The organism is Agrobacterium burrii (genome assembly GCF_017313405.1).
Taxonomy (GTDB): Bacteria; Pseudomonadota; Alphaproteobacteria; order Rhizobiales; family Rhizobiaceae; genus Agrobacterium; species Agrobacterium burrii.
This window is the reverse complement of record NZ_JAFLNA010000004.1, coordinates 180,618-199,968: the sequence shown is the minus strand read 5'-3', so window position 1 is coordinate 199,968 and position 19,351 is coordinate 180,618. Positions and strand designations below refer to the sequence as shown.

The window sequence follows — 19,351 nt, the reverse complement described above, 5'->3', positions numbered from 1 at the left end:
CGTGCCGCGACAGGGAATAAACCGGCCACCTGCGGTGTCTCTTGATCTGTTGGCGGCACAGCCCGCCCGAACCAAGGAGGATATGTCCATGAAGATCCGCTTTATCGTTCCCGCCCTCATTCTGGCTTTTGCCGGAACGGCCTATGCGGCCCCGGCGGTCGAAACGGTCAAGACCGACAAAGGCAATGTACTTGCCGGCGAAAAAGGCATGACGCTCTACACTTTCAAGAACGACAAGAAGGGCGTATCCAATTGTTATGACAAATGCGCCACGAACTGGCCGCCGTTTTTCGCGAGCATGGGCGACAAGGCCGAGGGGGCCTATACGACCGTGACGCGCAAGGACGGCAAGATGCAATGGGCCAAGGACGGTATGCCGCTCTATTACTGGGTCAAGGACATGAAAAAAGGCGACGCCACCGGTGACGGTATGAACGGTGTATGGGATGCCGCAAAACCCTGATGGCATGAATGGCAAAACGCGGGGGAGCCACTCCCCCGCAGCCGGCACCTTCGAAGCGGAGGTGCTGGCTCTGATACCCATGCTGCGCCGTTATTCCCGCAGCCTTTCCCGCTCGGACGCCGATGGCGAAGACCTTTTGCAGGACTGCGTGGAAAAAGCGCTCGTCAGTAAAAGGCAATGGCGCGGAACGGGTTTGAAATCATGGGCTTACACGATAATGACGAATCTTTATCGCAACCGCCACCGCGCCGAGAAACGCCACCCGTCCGAGAGCCTTGATGGCCATGAGACCATCGCCGTCACCGATCAGCTATCCGATACGCTGGAGAACGACCGGCTGCACGGCGCGCTCGCGCTTCTTTCGCCCGACATGCGGGCCGTGCTGATGCTGGTGACGGTGGAAGGCTACAGCTATCAGGAGGCAGCCGAGACGCTGTCGATCCCGCTCGGCACTGTCATGTCCAGACTGTCCCGCGCCCGCGAAACCCTTCGCCAGCAGCTGGCGGCGGACAATATCATTCCTCTGCGGAGACCACGATGAAACGGCCCGACGCCATAACCGAAGACGACCTGCACGCCTATGTCGACGGGCTTCTTTCCGACGATGACCGCGCGGCTGTCGAGGCGTGGCTCGCAGAAAGACCTGAAGAGCAGGCCCGCGTGCAGGACTGGAAACAGCAGGCCAACATTCTTCGCAATGCCTTCGCTTCCTATGCCGCCGCCCATCCGCACGACGCATCGATGCTCAGCCCAGCAAAGCCGGTCCGCACGTGGCGGCTGAAACCGGCTCTTGCGAAAACAGCAGCCGCCCTCATGATCTTTGCTGCGGGCGCCGCAACCGGCAGGTTTCTGCCGCCATCCGTCTCCACACCGCAGGACGTGACGCTGGCGTCGCTGACGACGGATATTCCGGCACAGGCAAAATCCGCCTATCTCATCTATGCAAGCGAAGTGCGCCACCCCGTCGAGGTTGGCGCGGGAGAGCAGCAGCATCTTGCGACATGGCTCGGCAAGCGGCTCGGCTATCCCTTTGCGATCCCTGATCTTTCCAAAATCGGATACGACCTCGTCGGCGGACGCCTCATCCCCGTCAGCGGCAAGCCGGGCGCAATGCTGATGTATCAGGACAAGACCGGCAAACGCGTGACGGTGCTGATTGGTCATAACGAGGAAAACCGCACCACCAGTTTCCGCATGGCGAGCGCCGACGGCATCGAGACTTTCTACTGGATAGACAACGAACTGGGCTATGCCGTTTCCGCCGAACTGACGCGCGACGAAGTGCAGAAGATCGCCGAGGAATGTTATCGGCAATTCCCGACGTAAAGGCTGTTATTTCAGCATCGGCCAAAGGCTGACGACGAGCAGCACGGCCATGGTGATGTTGAACCATTTGAGCCGGACCGGCACGGACAGCCAGTCGCGCAGCGCAGAACCGAAGCCCGCCCAGGTCGAAACGCTGGGAAGATTGACGGCGGCGAAGGCCACGCCGACGACCAGAACAGTGACGAAATATTGCGCCTCATTGGTATAGGTCGCCATTGCCGTCACCGCCATCACCCAGGCCTTCGGATTGACCCATTGAAAGGCAGCGGCGGCAAGGAAGCTCATCGGCTGCGATGCGGCCGTCCCCTCGTTCAGGCTGCGGGAAGTACCGATCTTCCACGCGATCCAGACGAGATACAGCCCGCCCGCAAATTTCAGCCCGGTGTAAAGCGCCGGCACCGAATGCAGCACCGCACCTAGACCGAAACCGACACCGATCAGCAGCGAAAAGAACCCCACGCCGATGCCCAGCATATGCGGGATGGTGCGGCGGAACCCGAAATTCACGCCAGAGGTAAACAACATCATATTGTTCGGACCGGGCGTGATGGAGGTGGTGAAGGCAAACAACACCAGTGCAGCGAAGGTTTCAACGGTCATGATCTCTCCTGTGAGAGAGACCCTACCCACCCGACCACTATCAAACCAGCCCGGCAAGCCGATGGCCGGGGTCAATTTTTTTGATGGATCGATCCCACCCGTGCCGGGTTTGAGAAGTCAGCACAAAGGGCTATTCTCTCCCGACAACCGCTGGAGCGAACCGATGTATGACGACATTCCTTCCGTTACCCTGCCATCTGGAAAAGAGGTTCCAGCCCTTGGCCTCGGCACCTGGAACATGGGAGAAAACAGATCGTCCGCGTCTCAGGAGGTCGACAGCATCCGCAAGGCGATCGATCTCGGCATGACGCTGATCGATACCGCCGAGATGTATGCCGATGGCCGATCCGAAGAGGTGGTCGGCACGGCAATTGCCGGCCATCGTGACGACGTGTTTCTGGTCAGCAAGGTCTACCCGTGGAACGCCAGCGCCAAAGGCACGGTGGAGGCCTGCGAGCGCAGCCTTGCAAGGCTCGGCACCGATCATATCGACCTCTATCTGCTGCACTGGCGTGGCGAACACCCGCTGAACGAAACGGTGGCGGCTTTCGAAAGACTGAAGAGCGACGGCAAGATAGGCGACTGGGGCGTCTCCAATTTCGATACCGACGACATGGAAGAGCTTTTCGCGGTGCCAGATGGCAAAAACTGCGCCGCCAATCAGGTCCTTTACAACCTGTCGCGGCGCGGCCCCGAGTTCTCGCTGCTGCCCTGGTGCCAGGAGCGCGGTGTACCGCTGATGGCCTATTCGCCCATCGAGCAGGGCCGAATCCTGAAGAACCACGAGCTCATCCGCATCGCCAAGGCCTATCAGGCGACCCCGGCGCAACTGGCGCTGGCCTTTCTGCTGGAAAGAGACGGCGTCATCGCCATCCCGAAATCCGCCAGCGCCTCCCGTGTGGAAGAAAACCGCGGTGCGACCGATCTTGAAATAAGTGACGAAGACTGGACCGCTCTCGATGCCGCCTTCCCGCTGCCAACGCGAAAGACGGCGCTGGAAATGCTCTGATGGAGCAAGGAGTTAAGAGACATTTCGGAATCGGGCGCTGAGGCGGTTGAATCAGAATGTGAGAGCCGGAGCTACCGCGCTAAGCCTCCCTTTGAACGGCGCGGACCAGCCGCGCCGTCAGGCTTGACGTATTTTATGAGGTTATGCGCTGCTCATACTCTTTTCTCAGTTTCAGCCATGCATCCCAGAAGGGGCCGGGCTCCTTTTCCTGAAGGCAGTCCGCAAGAATATCGAGATGCGCGTGCCAGCCGGAACTGACATCGAGCTTGCTCTTCCGATCCGAAAGCCGACGATGAATCAGCGTCAGAAGCACATCCCTGCCGAGGGACTGGAGTTCGATTGACACCTCCCCGCCTTCGCCCCAGCTGAAGACAAGGCGATGCGGCGGAACGACGGTAATGATGCGGGACGCCATCTTTTCCTCTTCGGAAAAGCCCTCCGGGCGGCGACCCGGCGGATCGGAAAGCTCGTCATTGCGCCAGACCAATTCGAACGGTGCATCCGGCGCGAGTTTCATTTCGCCGGATGCCAGCCAGCGGCGGCGAAGATCGCTTTGTGTCAGAAAGGCCCACACCCGCTCAATCGGTCCCGGCAACAGCCGTTCGATCTTCAGGGTCGCAGGCTCCACGAGCCGGCCATAGATGTCGGGTATTGCGATATCAGCCATTGTCATTTCCTCCATTTGCAGGGGTTTTCCCCTGCTCATCCTCCCGGAGCATTTGCTCAAGAATATCGAGACGGCTGTTCCAGAACTGCCGGTAGAAGCCCAGCCATTCATGCGCTTGCGCCAGGGGTTCCGGCGCAAGCCGGCACACATGGGTGCGCCCCCTCACCTCACGGCGGATAAGCCCGGCATTCTCCAGCGCTTTGATGTGCTTGGAAGCTGCGGCGAGCGAAATGTCGAACGGCTCGGCCAACTGGCTTACCGTTCGTTCGCCAAGAGAAAGGTCCCGCAGCATCGTGCGTCGCGTCGCGTCGCCAAGAGCATGAAAGACAGTGTCGAGTTGTGGAACAGATAATTCAACCATGTTGTTGAATATAGCTCACCGGCCCAGAAAGTCAACCATATGGTTGAATATAAATCCATCAACCGAAGGCGCGCTGGGATGGCTGCGACAAACCGCAGGCCGAACGGCTGACAGCGGCGGATCGAGCTTTCGGAGCGGAACCGGATTTGGAGAAACTCCAATGCCCGACGGGCTGTCTTTGAAATGTAGATACCAAGGCACAAAGAAAGAAATATACGCACGACATATATAAATATACAATAATGCTAATGATCTTAATCACAGACAAATAAAAAATTTTACATTGATTAAATTGCGTGAGTTATATTTACGAGAGCGCAACCCAGATGCGTGATGATACTGGCATATTCATCGGGATCACCATTATTATGATCGGGAAATATACCAACAAGATGCAAGCAGCCATCCTTTTGGAAGGCAACATCCCCTCCTCGCCACTACCGGATCTGGTCAAGCAGTTCCAGACCGTGTTCAACCGGCTCGGCATTCCCCTGACATGCCCCGGAATGTCTTCGTCCTATGTACAGATGTTCGGGCCGAACGATCTTCAGGTCACCGTCGAATTCATAGCCGGGTCGGCGGATCACGGCGTTTTTGCTGGCACGCTCGGCTCACCAATCTCCACCATGCTGGTGCCTGATGCCACAGACCGTATCAGACATCACAAATCCCATCTGCTCGTCTATGTACAGCACGGGGTATTTGGCGGCGTGATCCGGGAAAAAGGTATTTCGAGCCTGTTCGACGAACTCGGCATGCACCAACCCGGCCATTCGCTTGCCGAGTTTCTCGAGCGGATCAAAGTCCTGTCAATTGCCTGCGAAACGATCTGCACAGGCATGCCGGCAAGCCTGATCCACTGGACCCAGAGCAACATGGTGTTTTCGCCCGACAATTTCACGACATTGGTGGGAGAGCCTATCGGCCCGCTGACGGTTCATCCCTGCATTTACGGTGAGGAGCCGCCCCGGGGAACGACGGGGCAATATGTCGGCATTCACACCTTGGGGGCGGCAGACTATATCGGGCGGGAAATCCATGTTGAAGCCGCTCCCGTTCCATGGCCCGAACTGTATGAAGGCGCGCTCACTTTCATCAAAATTGCCACCCAGAAAAACGGATATATCATCCCCGATGGCGACATCTTCGGGATAGAAGACGACACCGTTTCCTACCGGGTTCGCCATGTCGAAGCGAACGCCGAAGAAGGCATGCCGGATTGCTATCAGCTAACCCTTCGCTACTCTCGTCAACATGGCTATATGGCGCAGGATCTCGAACACCGGCTCACGGTCCCGGGTGGCGTCAACGGCGTTGAACGACTGATCGGCACGGCGACGCCGGAAGCCCGAGCCAGGCTTCGCAAAATGCGCGAAAGCGAGGCGTTGGCCGAAGGTACCGGCGGCCGTCTCGTCGTGACGCGTCCTGCGGATGACCCGCCGCAAAACCCAGGCAGGACCGGAAACGCACGCATCATTCCCTTTGGAAAACGCACCGGACGGTAGCTAGGAAAACGACAAGCCCGCGACGTAGCGCGGGCTTGGATAATTCCGAGGCATTTGCCTGACGTGCGGAGATTACATCCCCTGCGAACCCCGATTCATCGCGGCAATCCCCGTGCGGCAGATTTCGATCAGGCCGAGCGGCTTGATGATGGCGACGAACTGGTCGATCTTCGATGACTTGCCGGTGATTTCGAAGATGAAATGCTCGACAGTCGCATCCACCACCTTGGCCTGAAACGCATCGGCAAGGCGCAGCGCTTCAGCGCGAACTTCGCCCGTGCCTGCGACCTTGATCAGCGCCACTTCGCGCTCTATCGGCCGTTCCTGCCCCAGTTCGCGGGCGCGAACGGTGAGATCGAGAACCCGGTGCACCGGCACGATACGCTCCAGCTGCGCCTTGATCTGCTCCAGCACGATCGGCGTGCCGCGCGTGACGATGGTGATGCGCGACAGATGCGCCTCATGCTCGGTTTCCGAAACCGTCAGGCTTTCGATATTGTAGCCCCGGCCGGAAAACAGGCCGATGACCCGGGCGAGAACGCCCGGCTCGTTGCTGACGAGAACCGACAGCGTGTGATTTTCGACGGCAGCCGTTTCCTTCTGAATGAAATAGGCGGAGCCGGTGGGTTGTAGGTGTGCGTTCATGTCCTTTTCCTCTCCCGGCTCAGACTAGCTGACGGCCCTTGGCATCGATGGCGTTGGCAACAGCTTCATCCGTCGCCTCATCCGGCAACAGCATCTCGTTATGGGCTTTACCAGACGGGATCATCGGGAAGCAATTGGCAAGATTGGCAACGCGGCAATCGAAGATAACCGGTTTGTTGACGGCAATCATTTCTGCAATCTTGTCGTCCAGCTCCTTCGGATCGTCGCAATACATGCCGACTCCACCATAGGCCTCCGCCAGCTTGACGAAGTCAGGCATGGCTTCGGTATAGGAGTTCGACAGGCGGTTGCCATGCAGCAATTGCTGCCATTGGCGGACCATGCCCATATACTGGTTGTTGAGGATGAAAACCTTCACCGGCAGGCCGTACTGGATGGCGCAGGACATTTCCTGAATACACATCTGGATCGAGGCATCGCCAGCAATGTCGATGACCAGCGCTTCCGGATGCGCGACCTGCACGCCGATCGCCGCTGGCAGGCCGTAACCCATGGTGCCGAGACCGCCCGACGTCATCCAGTGGTTTGGCTCCTCGAAACCGAAGAACTGCGCCGCCCACATCTGGTGCTGGCCGACTTCAGTGGTAATGAAGGTCTCGCGTCCCTTCGATGCCTCATAAAGCCGCTGCAAGGCATATTGCGGCATGATGACATCTTTGGAATTCTTGTAGGCGAAGGAGTTGCGGGCGCGCCAGCGCTCGATCTGCGACCACCAGTCCGCCGTCTGGGCTTTTTCTGGCTTCTTCGGCAAAGCGCGCCACAGGCGAACCATATCTTCCAGAACATGGCCGACATCACCGATAACAGGCACCTCGACACGCACCGTCTTGTTGATCGAGGACGGGTCGATATCGATATGGATCTTCTTGGAGTTCGGCGAAAACGCATTCAGGCGTCCGGTAATCCGGTCGTCGAAACGCGCGCCGACGCAGACCATAACGTCGCAATCATGCATCGTCATATTGGCCTCGTAAGAACCGTGCATGCCCAGCATGCCGAGCCAGTTCTTGCCGGATGCCGGATAAGCGCCGAGACCCATCAGCGTCGAGGTGATTGGGAAACCGGTCAGCTCCACCAGTTCGCGCAACAACCGGGTCGCGTCCGGGCCGGAATTGATGACGCCGCCGCCGGTGTAGAAAACCGGCTTTTTCGCCTTGGACATCAGGTCGATGGCAGCGTGAATGGCATTGAGGTCGCCCTGAACCTTCGGCTTGTAGCTTTTCTGCTGAACGGCAGCGGAAGGCGGCGTGTAGGTGCCGGTGGCGAACTGGATGTCCTTGGGAATGTCAACGACGACAGGACCGGGACGACCCGTCTGGGCGATGCGGAAGGCCTCATGGATGATGCCAGCCAGCTCGTTGACGTCCTTTACCAGCCAGTTGTGCTTGGTGCAGGGGCGCGTGATGCCGACCGTGTCGCATTCCTGAAACGCGTCAGAACCGATCAGCGATGTCGGAACCTGGCCGGAAAGGCAGACGAGCGGAATGGAATCCATCAGCGCATCCTGCAGCGGCGTTACCGCATTGGTGGCGCCGGGACCTGACGTGACAAGCATGACGCCGACCTTGCCGGTGGAGCGGGCATAACCTTCGGCGGCGTGGCCGGCACCCTGCTCGTGGCGCACGAGAATGTGCTGGATATCTTCCTGCTGGAAAATCTCGTCATAGATCGGAAGCACGGCACCGCCGGGATAACCGAAGATGTGCTCGACGCCATTGTCCTTCAGCGCTTTGAGCACGATCTCCGCACCTGTCATGCGATTGCTGTTTTCCGTATTGTCCTTATCCGTCATTGCCTGTTTCCATCCCGCATTGGCTTTGGATATCGAGGAGCCCGAAGGCCTGTTTGAAGACATAAAAAAAGGCCCCTAGAGGAGCCTCGTTCAGCGCATGGGTGCTTTCGCCGGATGGTTACACCATCCTGCCCATGCGCCGTCCCACCACGATAAGTACGTTAAGATTTTTCATGGGCCGGAGTGTTAGCCACAAAACCATAAGCCGTCAACGCATATTGCGGAAAAAATCGGCAGCCACTTCTTTTATTACCCAAAAAGTGCCGTTGACGAAATTTTCGAACCCAATTGATACACCTGTTGTTAAATATAATCTTTTATGATCGAAAGCGCAGATACTGCCCGAACCACCGCGATCATCCGCATGTACCGGGATAAGACGTGAATAACGACGAGTTTCATAAAACGTCCCCCATGGACGACAACGAACGGCGATCCGGCCAGCAACCGGCAAACCGCATGCTTGGCCGCGTCATCGCCTGCAATGGCGCCCATGCGACCATCGCCGCCGAAACAGAGATGGGCTCAACCGATGTCGCCCAACTCTGGTCTGTCGGGCGCCTGATCTCCATCGAAATGGGCACGAGCCGTGTTACGGCGCTGGTCTTTTCCATGCGCACCGGCGAAGAATACTGGTCGTCGGAGAAGTCGAACAGGTTGCTGATCGACGTGGAACTGGTGGGCGAAATTTACCGCACTGAAGACGGCAGCGAACGGTTTTCCACCGGCATCTCCCGTTACCCCTATCTCGGCGCAGTAGCCCATCGCATCCGCACCACCGACCTTGCCAAGATTTATGACAGCGGCAAGCGCGACAGCTGCGTCATTGGCAAGCTGACGCAGGACGACACGATCGGCGCGGCCATCAATATTCCGCAGATGCTTTCGAAACATTTCGCCGTCGTGGGTTCGACCGGGGTCGGCAAGACCACTGCGGTTTCCCTGCTCTTGAACAAGGCGATCGAAACGGACCCGAAACTGCGCGTCCTCATTCTCGATCCGCACAATGAATTCGCAGCCGCCTTTCCCGATCATTCAGTTGTCATCGATACCGATACGCTCGACCTTCCCTTCTGGCTGATGCGCCTTGAGGAATTCGCGGAAGTGGTTTTCCGTGGTCGCAAGCCCGTGCCGGAAGAGATGGACGTTCTGCGTGAAGTCATACCCGAGGCGAAAAAGGTATTTCGCGGAACGGATGGTTCCGCCGTCCGCCGCACCTCCGACAAGAGCGCGATCACACCGGATTCGCCGGTGCCCTACCGCATGGCTGATCTTCTGGCTTCCATCGATGAGCGTATCGGGCGGCTGGAAGGACGCGGCGAAAAGCCGGCGCTCCGCTCCCTGAAAGGCCGCATCCTCTCGGCCATCAACGACCCGCGCTATAATTTCATGTTCTCCAGCAATACGATCAGCGACACCATTCTAGAAACGGTGGCGCATATCTTCCGTATTCCGGGGGAAGGCAAGCCGATTTCAGTGTTCCAGCTGTCGGGAATTCCCTCCGAAGTGGTGAACTCGGTGGTCTCCGTTCTCTGCCGCATGTCGTTTGAGCTGGCGGTGCTGGCACGCGGCTCGCTGCATATGCTTGTCGTCTGCGAAGAAGCCCACCGTTATGTCCCGGCCGATCCCGAGCGCGGCTTTTTCCCGACCCGGCAATCCATCGCCCAGATCGCCAAGGAAGGCCGTAAATACGGCATCTCGCTCGGCGTCATCAGCCAGCGGCCAAGCGAGCTGGATCAGACCATCCTGTCGCAATGCTCGACCGTTTTCGCCATGCGGCTGTCAAACGAGATCGACCAGAAGATCATTCTGTCGGCCGTGCCCAACGCCTCGGCCTCGACCACCAGCTTTCTTTCCTCCATCGGCAATGGGGAGGCCATCGCCTTCGGTGAAGCGGTGGGGGTGCCGATGCGCATGCGCTTCGACCGTGTGCCGACAATCAAATTGCCGAAGGCGAGCGGTACGGTGAGCCACGCGCCCCACGAAACACCTGACACCGTCGACCTCAACAGCATTGTCACCCGCATGCGGGCCACAGCGAGGCCAGTCATCACCGGCTTCCAGCAAAGCGTTGAAGCGGCCTTTTCCGATCTGCCGGAATCGCTGGTGGCGCCCGGAGAAGCAGACGACATCGATCGCTGGAAGCGAGAATTGGGAACGCCCGCAACGGAGGGCTATGAGCCTTACCGCCCGGACATGCTGCCCGGACGCACATCGCCACCGCCACAAAACCCGGAGAGGATGGACAGCGCCTCCGGTGCCGTCAACGACTTGCGCCGGGCCGGTTTCCAGATGCAGACGCAAAGTGGTCCCCCGCCGGCCGATACACGCCCGTCGCTGCGCGAAAGCCTCCTGAAAAAGCCGCTCGGCAGTCTTTATCGCAAGGACTGACGCCAGCCTTCAGGGCTGGATGCGCGTCCAGTCCTCTGCCATCTGGTTGCGGAACCAGGTCATCTGCCGTTTGGCATATTGGCGGGTCGCAGCGGCCGATTTTTCGATGACCTCCGCCTCGCTGATGCGCCCGGCCAGCATATCAGCGATCTGAGAAACGCCGATCGCCTTCATCACCGTCGCATCGGGCGCGAGTTTGAGAGCCAGAAGCGCCTCGACCTCCTCCACCGCACCGCTTTCCATCATGGCCTCGAAACGACGGTTGATGCGATCATGCAGCACCGGCCTCTCAGGCAAAACGACGAATTTCTGCGCCCGGTCGGGATTAACGATCACCGGGCCGCTGGCCTTCTGGTAATCCCGGATCGATTTTCCGGTCGCTTCGATCACTTCCAACGCTCGAACAATACGCTGGCCGTCTCCCGGCTGCAGACCCTCCGCCATCGCAGGATCGCGTCGCGACAATTCGGTGTGGAGAACCACCGGCCCCTCTTCAATCAGCCGGCCGCGCAGCCTGTCGCGGATCTCATCCGGGATGGAAGGCATGTCGGACAGCCCCCCGGTCAGCGCCTTGAAATAAAGCCCCGTGCCGCCAACGATGACGGGAAAACGCTCCTGCTTGCGCAGATCCGAAAGCAGGACTGAAATATCCCGCAGCCATTCGCCAGTGGAATAAAGGCTGCTTGCCGGCACATGGCCGTAGAGCAGATGTGGCACACCGTGCATTTCTTCTTCCGAAGGCCGGGCGGTCAGCACCCGCAGAGTGTCGTAAACCTGCATGCTGTCGGCATTGATGACGACGCCATTCCGCTCCCGCGCTAAGCGAAGCGCAAGCGCGGACTTGCCGCTTGCCGTCGGGCCGGTTATCAGGATCGCATCAAAATTCTCATCAAGGTTTTTCATCATGGCTTTCGTTGCCACGCTTATCGCCAATCCGTCAAATCCTGTTCTGACATCGGCCCTCGGCGAAGCCGCGGCAAAGGCCGTCAATGCGTCAGGTCTTTACTGGCTGGCGGATGGTGTCGCCTGCGATATCGCTTTGCCTTCCGGCACCAATGCCGAAGAGGCCCGCAACGCGATTGCCGCCACGATCGCCGGCCAGCCGATCGATATCGTCATCCAGGAACAGGATAACCGCCGCAAGAAACTTCTGATCGCCGATATGGATTCGACCATGATCGGCCAGGAATGCATCGACGAGCTGGCCGCCGAAGTTGGCCTGAAGGACAAGGTCTCCACCATCACCGCCCGCGCCATGAATGGCGAGATCGCCTTCGAACCGGCACTGCGTGAGCGCGTGGCGCTGCTGAAGGGTCTGCCGGTCTCGGTGGTCGATGAGGTCATCGAAAAGCGCATCACCTTGACCCCCGGCGGCAAAGAACTGATCGCCACCATGAAGGCCAAGGGCTATTATACTGCGCTGGTTTCCGGCGGCTTCACGGTCTTTACAGGCCCCGTCGCAGCCATGCTCGGTTTCGATGAGAACCGCGCCAATCTGCTCGGCGAAGCCAATGGCGAGCTTGACGGCACGGTTGCCGAACCGATCCTCGGCAAACAGGCCAAGGTGGACGCGCTGAACGACATTGCCGCAAAGCTTGGCATCTCGCCGGAAGAGGCGATTGCGGTCGGCGATGGCGCCAACGATCTCGGCATGCTGCATCTGGCTGGCGCGGGTGTTGCCCTGCACGCCAAGCCCGCCGTTGCGGCTGAGGCGCAGATGCGCATCGACCATGGCGACCTGACCGCGCTTCTTTACATCCAGGGCTACCGCAAGACGGATTTTGTCACTCCATGATCATCCGCGAAACACAAAGGCTCATTCTGCGCGAGTGGAAGGAAAGCGACCGCGACCTGTTCCGCGAAATCAACGCGGACGAAAAGGTCATGGAATTTTTTCCCTTCCGCCGCAGCCATGCGGAAGCGGATGCGGTTCTGGAAACCATCAACGGCATGATCCGTGGCAGCGGTTATGGCTTCTACGCCATGGAACTGCGCGAAACCGGCGACGTCATGGGTTTCTGCGGCATATCGCCCGTCATGAACCTCGATCCGCCTTTCCCGCTCGGCACCATGGAGATCGGCTGGCGGCTGGCTACCCGTTATTGGGGCCATGGTTATGTCACCGAAGCCGCACAATCGCTGCTCGTCATGGCCTTCGATGAAAAGGAAACGCCTGAGATCGTCTCCTTCGCTGTCCATAACAATGAGCGTTCGACGCGTGTGATGGAGCGCATCGGCCTGAAACGGGACCCGTCACGCGATTTCGACCATCCGCGCGTGCCTGATGACACCCATCCGCATCTGCGTCCGCATGTGACCTATGCGCTGACGCTGACGGAATGGCGGGAACGGCAAGCGCAATAACGCCCTCCCCGCCAGTCTGGAACCTTACTTCACCGCCGCATTGCCGCCATCCGCAAACAGGGCCGATCCGGCGACGAAACTCGACATCGGGCTGGCGAGGAAAAGTGCTGCCTGCGCCAGTTCTTCCGGCTCGGCGATGCGTTTCATCGCATGCAGGCCCGCAGCCCATTCCTTTTGAGCCGCATCTCCGGCCATGGGCGTGTCTACCCCGCCGGGAAGCAGCCCGTTGGCGCGAATGCCCTGCACGGCATAATCGGCGGTAATGCCTTTCACCAGCCCCATCAACGCCGCCTTCGACGTACCATAGGCCGCCATTCCCGGGATGCCGGCACTGGTGCCGACGAAGCTGGAGATAAAGATGATCGAGCCACCGCCCCGCTTAAGCATCAACGGAATCTGGTGACGCGCACCGAGATATGCGGAAGTGAGATTGGCTGTGAGGACATGATCCCATTCCTCGGCGGAAATCTCCGCCATCGGCTTCATGGCTCCGACCGCGCCCGCATTATTGACGGCGATATCAAGACCACTGAAAACGCTTGCGGCCGCATCCGCCAGTCGGGAATGGGTTTCCTCAAGATTAGCGTCGCCGACAACGGCATGGACCCGGCCGCCGATCTCGCGAATCTCAGCGGCAACCTCTTCCAGTGCTGCAGCACCCCGCGCATTGATGACGACGGCTGCCCCTTCAGCGGCAAACAGCCTCGCCGTCGCCCGGCCGATGCCGGATGACGCGCCAGTGATGATGGCAACCTTGTTTTCGAGTAATTTCATATCCTTGGCCTCCGTTGATGGAGACCAAGGATTAGAGAGAGGCCGGGATCACAACCACCCGATTCCTGCCGAACCGGGTGGAAAGCGCTCTATTCCAGCGCCAGCGCCACCACGCGCAGATTGCCCTGCGCATCGGCAACCATCATATGCGCATTCTTGCGGCCTTCGGATTTCAGGCCGTTGATCCGCACCAGCACGTCACCGGGAACTTCCATGAAGTCCTGGCCGACTTCGACGATGATATCGCCCGGTTTCATGCCCTTCTGTTCGGCGGGCGAACCCGGATCGACGCTGGCGACCAGCACACCTTCGACGCTTTCGGCAATGCCCTTTTCCGTGCGCAGTTCATTGCTGAGGACGACCAGATTCATGCCAAGCACGCTCTGCGGCGCTTCACGCACTTCCGGCGTCTGGTCCTGCGCCTGATCGTCGGTGCCGCCATCATCTTCAGGCGCAACCACGCCGCCATCGCCATCCTCGGCCTGCGGGTCTTCGGTCGCGGCCTTTTCGTCGGTCGTATCCTGCAACTGGCCGAGCTTGACCTTGACGGTCTCCTCCTTGCCGTCGCGCAGGATCACCACATCAACTTCCTTGCCAACCGGGCTTTCCGCCACGATCCGCAGAAGGTCGCGCATTTCATGAATGTCCTTGCCGTCGAATTTCAGCACGACATCGCCAGCCTGGATAGGGCCGTTCTCCACCGGGCCGCCCTTGGCGACGCCGGAGATCAGAGCACCCTTGGCGCTTTCCATGCCAAGGCTTGCGGCCACATCGTCGGTAACAGGCTGGACGCGAACGCCGAGCCAGCCGCGACGGGTTTCGCCGAATTCGATCAGTTGCTGCACGATATTCTGCGCCAGTTCCGTCGGAACGGCAAAACCGATGCCGATCGAACCGCCGCTCGGCGAAATGATCGCCGTATTGATGCCGATCACCTCGCCCTTCATGTTGAAGAGCGGACCACCGGAATTGCCCTTGTTGATCGCCGCATCCGTCTGGATGAAATTGTCGTAGGGGCCGGCATTAATGTTGCGGCCGCGCGCGGAAATGACGCCGACCGTCAGCGACCCGCCAAGTCCGAAGGGATTGCCGACCGCCATCACCCAGTCGCCGATGCGCATGCTGCGCGAATCGCCGAACTTGACGGCCTTCAGCGGCGTTTTCGGCTCTACCTTCAAGACCGAAAGGTCGGTCTTGGTATCGGTGCCAACAAGCGTTGCCTTCAGCTTCGAACCATTAGGGAAAATCACCTCGATGGCATCAGCACCCTCGATGACGTGATTATTGGTGACGACATAACCGGCGGGATCAATGACAAAGCCGGAACCCAGTGAGTTGACCTTTTCACCACCCTCCGGCTTCTGGCTGTCGAAATAATCCTTGAAGAATTCCTGGAAGGGCGAGCCCTCCGGCAGCTTTGGCGGAACAGGCCCCTTGCCCTCGGTCTTGACGTTCTGCGACGTGGAAATATTCACCACCGCATCCAGAAGCGGCTCGGCAAGATCGGCCACCGATTCCGGCCCATGGCTCTGCGCCCATGCCGCAACCGGTGCCGAAAGGCTACCCGCCACAAGCGCGATGCCCGCGACTGCGGCAATGCTGCTGCGAAAGGGCGAAAGAAGGGTCACGGCCATAAGCGTCCTCGCGTTTCAAATAGTCTCGCCTTGCTATATCGACAAAGCATAAGGCGGAATGATGAAGTGTAAAAATACCTTTTCGTGAACAGGCGGATGCCGCCTTGCCCGGTGCGTACAGCATTGGCACGAAAACGGAGTGAAAAGAAAGGGCCGGCCAAAACCAGTCCTCAAATTACCAACATTGGTGGTCGAGCCCCTGCTCCGTCGAGAATGAGGATAACTTTGCCAAAAAAGAAAGGGCCGGTAAAAACCGGCCCCTCCAACATCATTTTATCCGCTATCAATTCGCCGGCGCGGGCGCTGCAGGTGCGGCCGGGGCCGCAGACGGCGCGCCGTCGATATTGTTGAAATAACGGAAGAAGGTCGAATCCGGGGACAGGACCAGCGTCGTGCCGGTGCCGTTCAGCGACGTGGCATAGGCCGCCATGGAGCGATAGAACTCGAAGAAGTTCGGGTCCCGCTGGAACGCTTCACCGAAGATGCGGTTCCGGTTCGCATCGCCTTCACCGCGAAGGACTTCGGACTGGCGACGTGCGTCGGACTCGAACTCGACAACCTGACGGTCAGCGATAGCGCGGCGACGCTGGGCTTCTTCATTACCACGAGCGCGGATCAGTTCGGCTTCAGCCAGACGTTCCGACTTCATGCGCTCGAAGGTCTGCTGCGACACTTCCTGCGTCAAGTCAGTACGGCGGATGCGGACATCCACGATGCTGATGCCGAGCGATTCTGCATCGGGACGCAGATCGTCACGCACTTCCTGCATCATCGATGCACGTGCGTCCGAAAGCGCCGATTCAAAGCCGCGAAGGCCGTAGACCCGGCGCAACGATGCGTCGAGACGGGTGCGAAGACGCGATTCGGCCGACATCTGGTCACCCGAGACCGTCTGGCGGAACCGGCGTGCATCCGTGATGCGATAGACCACGAAGGCGTCTACTTCATAGAACTTGCCGCCTGAAACCTGAACGCGGATATTGTCGTGATCGAAGCGTAGCGCCCGGTTCTCGACATATTGCACCCGGTCGGCATCCATGAAGGCGAAGGGCATCTTGAAGTAGAGGCCCGGCGCGGTTTTCACGTCCTGAATCTGACCGAAGCGGACAACGATTGCCTGCTGGCGTTCGTTGACGACGAAGATCGACGAATAGCCGAGGAAAAGCAGGACGGCGAGACCGACGAGAACGGCCGTAAGACGGTTGCTCATATCAGTTGCCTCCCTGCTGTGCTGCGCCTGTATTGCCGCGCATGATCTCGTTCAGAGGCAGATAAGGCACCACGCCCTGTTTTTCGTCGATGATGACCTTATTGGAGCCCTTCAGGACCTGTTCCATGGTTTCAAGGAACATGCGCTGACGGGTCACATCAGGCGCCGTGCGATACTGGTCGTAGATGGAGATGAAGCGCTGTGCCTCACCCTCGGCCTCGTTGACAACACGCGACTTGTAGGCGTTCGCCTCTTCGACGATCTGTGCTGCCTGACCGCGTGCCGCACCCAGCTTCTGGTTGGCATACTGGTTGGCTTCCTGAACGAAGCGATCTTCGTCCTGTTCCGCACGCTGCACTTCATCAAAGGCATCGGCCACTTCGCGCGGCGGTGCCGCATCTTCGATGGCGACCGCATTGATGGAAATGCCGGCGCCGTAACCGTCCATGGTGGACTGGATGATGGCGCGCACATCGCCCGCAATCGCCTGACGGTTATCGCGGAAAATATCCTGTGCCGGACGACGACCGACGACTTCACGCATCGCGCTTTCGGAAACCTGTTGCAGGGTTTCCGCCGGGCTGTCGACGTTGAAGAGATAGGATTTCGGATCCGAAACCGTATAGAGCACCGAGAACTGCACGTTGACGATGTTCTGGTCGCCGGTCAGCATTACGCCGCTCGATGAGGAAGACGAGGCGCGCGAACCGATATTCTGCTGTTGCTCGGTGACCTTGACGATTTCAACCGTCTCGATCGGCCACAGATGGAAATGCAGACCCGGCATCGAGATTTCGTCCTTGGGACGTCCGAAACGCAGCTCCACGCCGCGCTCGTCCGGCTGGACGGTATAGATGGACTGAATGCCGAGGAAAACGAGCACGACGAGAACGAGGATCGCAACCACGCCGCCATTAAAGCCGCCCGGCAGGACATTCCTGAAACGGTCCTGACTGCGCCGGATGATCTCTTCCAGATCGGGCGGGCCGCCATTGTTGCCGCCGCCACCGCCGCGAGGCCGGTTAGGCCCCTGTCCCCACGGGCCGCCGCCGCCGCCCTGGTTGTTTCCTCCACCGCCGCCGCCCCAAGGGCCGCCGCCGCCATTCTGATTGCTCCAGGGCATCAATACCTCTTTATAAAAGCCTCTCCCGGTTCCGTTCGAAAGCGATTGCTCGCGTGCGGCGGGAATATCGACCCGTTATAAGAAGGAGAAGCGTCCGTTTCAACGCAGAGGTGGTAACTAAATACCCAATCGCGGTAAATAGTTCACTTTGACGCGGCTCTTCGCAAATAAGTGGTGAACAGAACCGGATAATTGTCCCTTTCCCCTGCGGGAACGGCATTCTCGTCGATTTTTTCAAAGACGGCGGGATCGATATCCGGAAAAAAAGTGTCGCCATCGAGCTTTACCGCCACATGGGTGACGGAAAGTTGATCGGCAAACGGCATGGCCTGACGATAAATCTCGCCGCCGCCAGCCACAAAAACCTCATCCACATCAAGTTCCGCAGCCTTGTCTTTGGCGAGCTTCAAAGCCTCTTCCAGCGACGAGACGACATCAACGCCCTCCGGCCTGTAATCGGCATTACGGCTGACGATGATATGCGGCCGGCCCGGCAAGGGGCGCTCGCCGACCGACAGAAACGTCTTGCGGCCCATGATGAGCGGCTTGCCCATCGTCATCGCCTTGAAGCGCTTGAGGTCAGTGGAAAGTTTCCACGGCATGTCGAGGTCACGGCCGATAACGCCGTTCTCCGACACTGCGACAATGATGGTGACGCGCGGCTCACTCATACCGCAATCGGCGCCTTGATGCTTGAATCGGCCTCGTAATTCTCAAGCGTAAAGTCTTCGAACTTAAAGCCGAAAAGGTCTTTCACGTCAGGATTGAGGCGCATCGTCGGCAGGGCCTTCGGGGTCCGCGTCATCTGCAGCCGCGCCTGTTCGAAATGGTTGGCGTAGATATGCGCGTCGCCGAGCGTGTGGACAAAATCGCCCGGTTTCAGACCGGTCACCTGCGCCACCATCAGCGTCAGCAGCGCATAGGAAGCAATGTTGAACGGCACGCCGAGGAAGATATCGGCCGAGCGCTGGTAAAGCTGGCAGGACAATTTGCCATCCGAAACATAGAACTGGAACAGGCAATGGCAGGGCGGCAGCGCCATTTCGTCCACCAGCGCCGGGTTCCAGGCCGAAACGATGTGGCGGCGGGAATTGGGATTGGTTTTCAGCGCCTCGATCAGAAGCGCGATCTGGTCGATACGACGGCCATCCGGTGCCGGCCACGAGCGCCATTGCGCGCCATAGACCGGGCCGAGATCGCCATTCTCATCGGCCCACTCATCCCAGATGGAAACGCCATTGTCCTTGAGATAGGCGATATTGGTGTCGCCCTTCAGGAACCACAGCAATTCATGGATGATGGAACGCAGATGCAGTTTCTTGGTGGTGAGAACCGGAAAGCCCTGCGAAAGATCGAAACGCATCTGGTAACCGAAGACCGAGCGCGTGCCGGTGCCGGTGCGGTCTCCGCGGTCGGAGCCGGTATCCATCACATGCTGGAGAAGATCGAGATATTGTTTCATGCGT

At 59.0% G+C, this 19,351-nt stretch carries 20 protein-coding genes; 8 read left to right on the top strand and 12 right to left on the bottom strand.

Annotation, left to right across the window (positions count from 1 at the left end):
- Positions 1-82 precede the first annotated feature (82 nt).
- From JZX89_RS09820 to JZX89_RS09810, 3 genes are read left to right on the top strand one after another with little or no spacing between them, the layout of a single operon-like run.
- Positions 83-463, top strand: coding sequence for a COG4315 family predicted lipoprotein (locus JZX89_RS09820; RefSeq protein ID WP_369809542.1), 381 nt, complete (start codon positions 83-85; stop codon positions 461-463).
- Positions 447-1,004, top strand: coding sequence for an RNA polymerase sigma factor (locus tag JZX89_RS09815; RefSeq protein ID WP_207133960.1), 558 nt, complete (start codon positions 447-449; stop codon positions 1,002-1,004). The genes JZX89_RS09820 and JZX89_RS09815 overlap by 17 nt, the downstream gene beginning before the upstream one ends.
- Positions 1,001-1,789: an anti-sigma factor family protein gene (locus tag JZX89_RS09810; RefSeq protein ID WP_207133959.1), complete on the top strand. Its 789-nt coding sequence runs from the start codon at positions 1,001-1,003 to the stop codon at positions 1,787-1,789. The genes JZX89_RS09815 and JZX89_RS09810 overlap by 4 nt, the downstream gene beginning before the upstream one ends.
- Positions 1,790-1,795: 6 nt before the next feature.
- Here JZX89_RS09810 and JZX89_RS09805 read toward each other — a convergent pair whose 3' ends face one another.
- Positions 1,796-2,389, bottom strand: coding sequence for a LysE family translocator (locus JZX89_RS09805; RefSeq protein WP_207133958.1), 594 nt, complete (start codon positions 2,387-2,389; stop codon positions 1,796-1,798).
- A 163-nt stretch (positions 2,390-2,552) separates the two neighbouring features.
- Here JZX89_RS09805 and JZX89_RS09800 point away from each other — a divergent pair, with 163 nt between their 5' ends.
- Positions 2,553-3,398, top strand: coding sequence for an aldo/keto reductase (locus JZX89_RS09800; protein ID WP_207133957.1), 846 nt, complete (start codon positions 2,553-2,555; stop codon positions 3,396-3,398).
- Positions 3,399-3,531: 133 nt separating this feature from the next.
- Here the strand turns inward: JZX89_RS09800 and JZX89_RS09795 are convergent, their stop codons facing one another.
- Positions 3,532-4,065, bottom strand: coding sequence for an SRPBCC family protein (locus JZX89_RS09795; protein ID WP_207133956.1), 534 nt, complete (start codon positions 4,063-4,065; stop codon positions 3,532-3,534).
- Positions 4,058-4,426 carry an ArsR/SmtB family transcription factor gene (locus JZX89_RS09790; RefSeq protein WP_207133955.1) on the bottom strand — a complete coding sequence of 123 codons (369 nt, stop codon included), beginning with the start codon at positions 4,424-4,426 and terminating at the stop codon, positions 4,058-4,060. The genes JZX89_RS09795 and JZX89_RS09790 overlap by 8 nt, the downstream gene beginning before the upstream one ends.
- Positions 4,427-4,752: 326 nt before the next feature.
- On the opposite strand from JZX89_RS09790, the gene JZX89_RS09785 reads away from it, so the two are divergent.
- Positions 4,753-5,931 (top strand): hypothetical protein, encoded by a 1,179-nt coding sequence (locus tag JZX89_RS09785; RefSeq protein ID WP_207133954.1) that lies wholly within the window; start codon positions 4,753-4,755, stop codon positions 5,929-5,931.
- Between the two features lie 72 nt (positions 5,932-6,003).
- Here the strand turns inward: JZX89_RS09785 and ilvN are convergent, their stop codons facing one another.
- Positions 6,004-6,576: an acetolactate synthase small subunit gene (ilvN, locus tag JZX89_RS09780; RefSeq protein ID WP_003507555.1), complete on the bottom strand. Its 573-nt coding sequence runs from the start codon at positions 6,574-6,576 to the stop codon at positions 6,004-6,006.
- 19 nt (positions 6,577-6,595) lie between these two features.
- Entirely contained in the window at positions 6,596-8,389 is a 1,794-nt protein-coding gene (locus tag JZX89_RS09775; protein WP_153515081.1) for an acetolactate synthase 3 large subunit, read from the bottom strand.
- Between the two features lie 381 nt (positions 8,390-8,770).
- Between JZX89_RS09775 and JZX89_RS09770 the strand changes: the two genes are divergently transcribed.
- Complete coding sequence (locus JZX89_RS09770; RefSeq protein ID WP_207133953.1) at positions 8,771-10,780, top strand: ATP-binding protein; 2,010 nt, start codon at positions 8,771-8,773, stop codon at positions 10,778-10,780.
- Positions 10,781-10,789: 9 nt separating this feature from the next.
- Here JZX89_RS09770 and miaA read toward each other — a convergent pair whose 3' ends face one another.
- Positions 10,790-11,686, bottom strand: coding sequence for a tRNA (adenosine(37)-N6)-dimethylallyltransferase MiaA (miaA, locus tag JZX89_RS09765; RefSeq protein ID WP_207133952.1), 897 nt, complete (start codon positions 11,684-11,686; stop codon positions 10,790-10,792).
- Between miaA and serB the strand changes: the two genes are divergently transcribed.
- Positions 11,685-12,575, top strand: a complete 891-nt coding sequence (gene serB, locus JZX89_RS09760; protein WP_207133951.1) for a phosphoserine phosphatase SerB — start codon at positions 11,685-11,687, stop codon at positions 12,573-12,575. The two genes, miaA and serB, sit on opposite strands and share 2 nt — an antisense overlap.
- Positions 12,572-13,144 carry a GNAT family N-acetyltransferase gene (locus JZX89_RS09755; protein WP_207133950.1) on the top strand — a complete coding sequence of 191 codons (573 nt, stop codon included), beginning with the start codon at positions 12,572-12,574 and terminating at the stop codon, positions 13,142-13,144. Before serB ends, JZX89_RS09755 begins: the two co-directional genes overlap by 4 nt.
- 24 nt (positions 13,145-13,168) lie before the next feature.
- Here JZX89_RS09755 and JZX89_RS09750 read toward each other — a convergent pair whose 3' ends face one another.
- The 6 genes from JZX89_RS09750 to JZX89_RS09725 form a co-directional block, all read right to left on the bottom strand.
- Positions 13,169-13,918, bottom strand: a complete 750-nt coding sequence (locus JZX89_RS09750; protein WP_153515076.1) for an SDR family oxidoreductase — start codon at positions 13,916-13,918, stop codon at positions 13,169-13,171.
- An 89-nt stretch (positions 13,919-14,007) separates the two neighbouring features.
- Complete coding sequence (locus tag JZX89_RS09745; protein WP_207133949.1) at positions 14,008-15,552, bottom strand: Do family serine endopeptidase; 1,545 nt, start codon at positions 15,550-15,552, stop codon at positions 14,008-14,010.
- Positions 15,553-15,835: 283 nt separating this feature from the next.
- Entirely contained in the window at positions 15,836-16,762 is a 927-nt protein-coding gene (hflC, locus tag JZX89_RS09740; RefSeq protein ID WP_149900221.1) for a protease modulator HflC, read from the bottom strand.
- Position 16,763: 1 nt separating this feature from the next.
- Positions 16,764-17,885: an FtsH protease activity modulator HflK gene (gene hflK, locus JZX89_RS09735; RefSeq protein WP_149900220.1), complete on the bottom strand. Its 1,122-nt coding sequence runs from the start codon at positions 17,883-17,885 to the stop codon at positions 16,764-16,766.
- Between the two features lie 143 nt (positions 17,886-18,028).
- On the bottom strand, positions 18,029-18,556 hold the full coding sequence (locus tag JZX89_RS09730) for a dihydrofolate reductase (protein WP_174373491.1): 528 nt from the start codon (positions 18,554-18,556) through the stop codon (positions 18,029-18,031).
- The gene (locus JZX89_RS09725; protein WP_207133948.1) at positions 18,553-19,347 is read right to left on the bottom strand and encodes a thymidylate synthase; all 795 of its coding nucleotides are present in this window, start codon (positions 19,345-19,347) and stop codon (positions 18,553-18,555) included. The genes JZX89_RS09730 and JZX89_RS09725 overlap by 4 nt, the downstream gene beginning before the upstream one ends.
- Positions 19,348-19,351 lie beyond the last annotated feature (4 nt).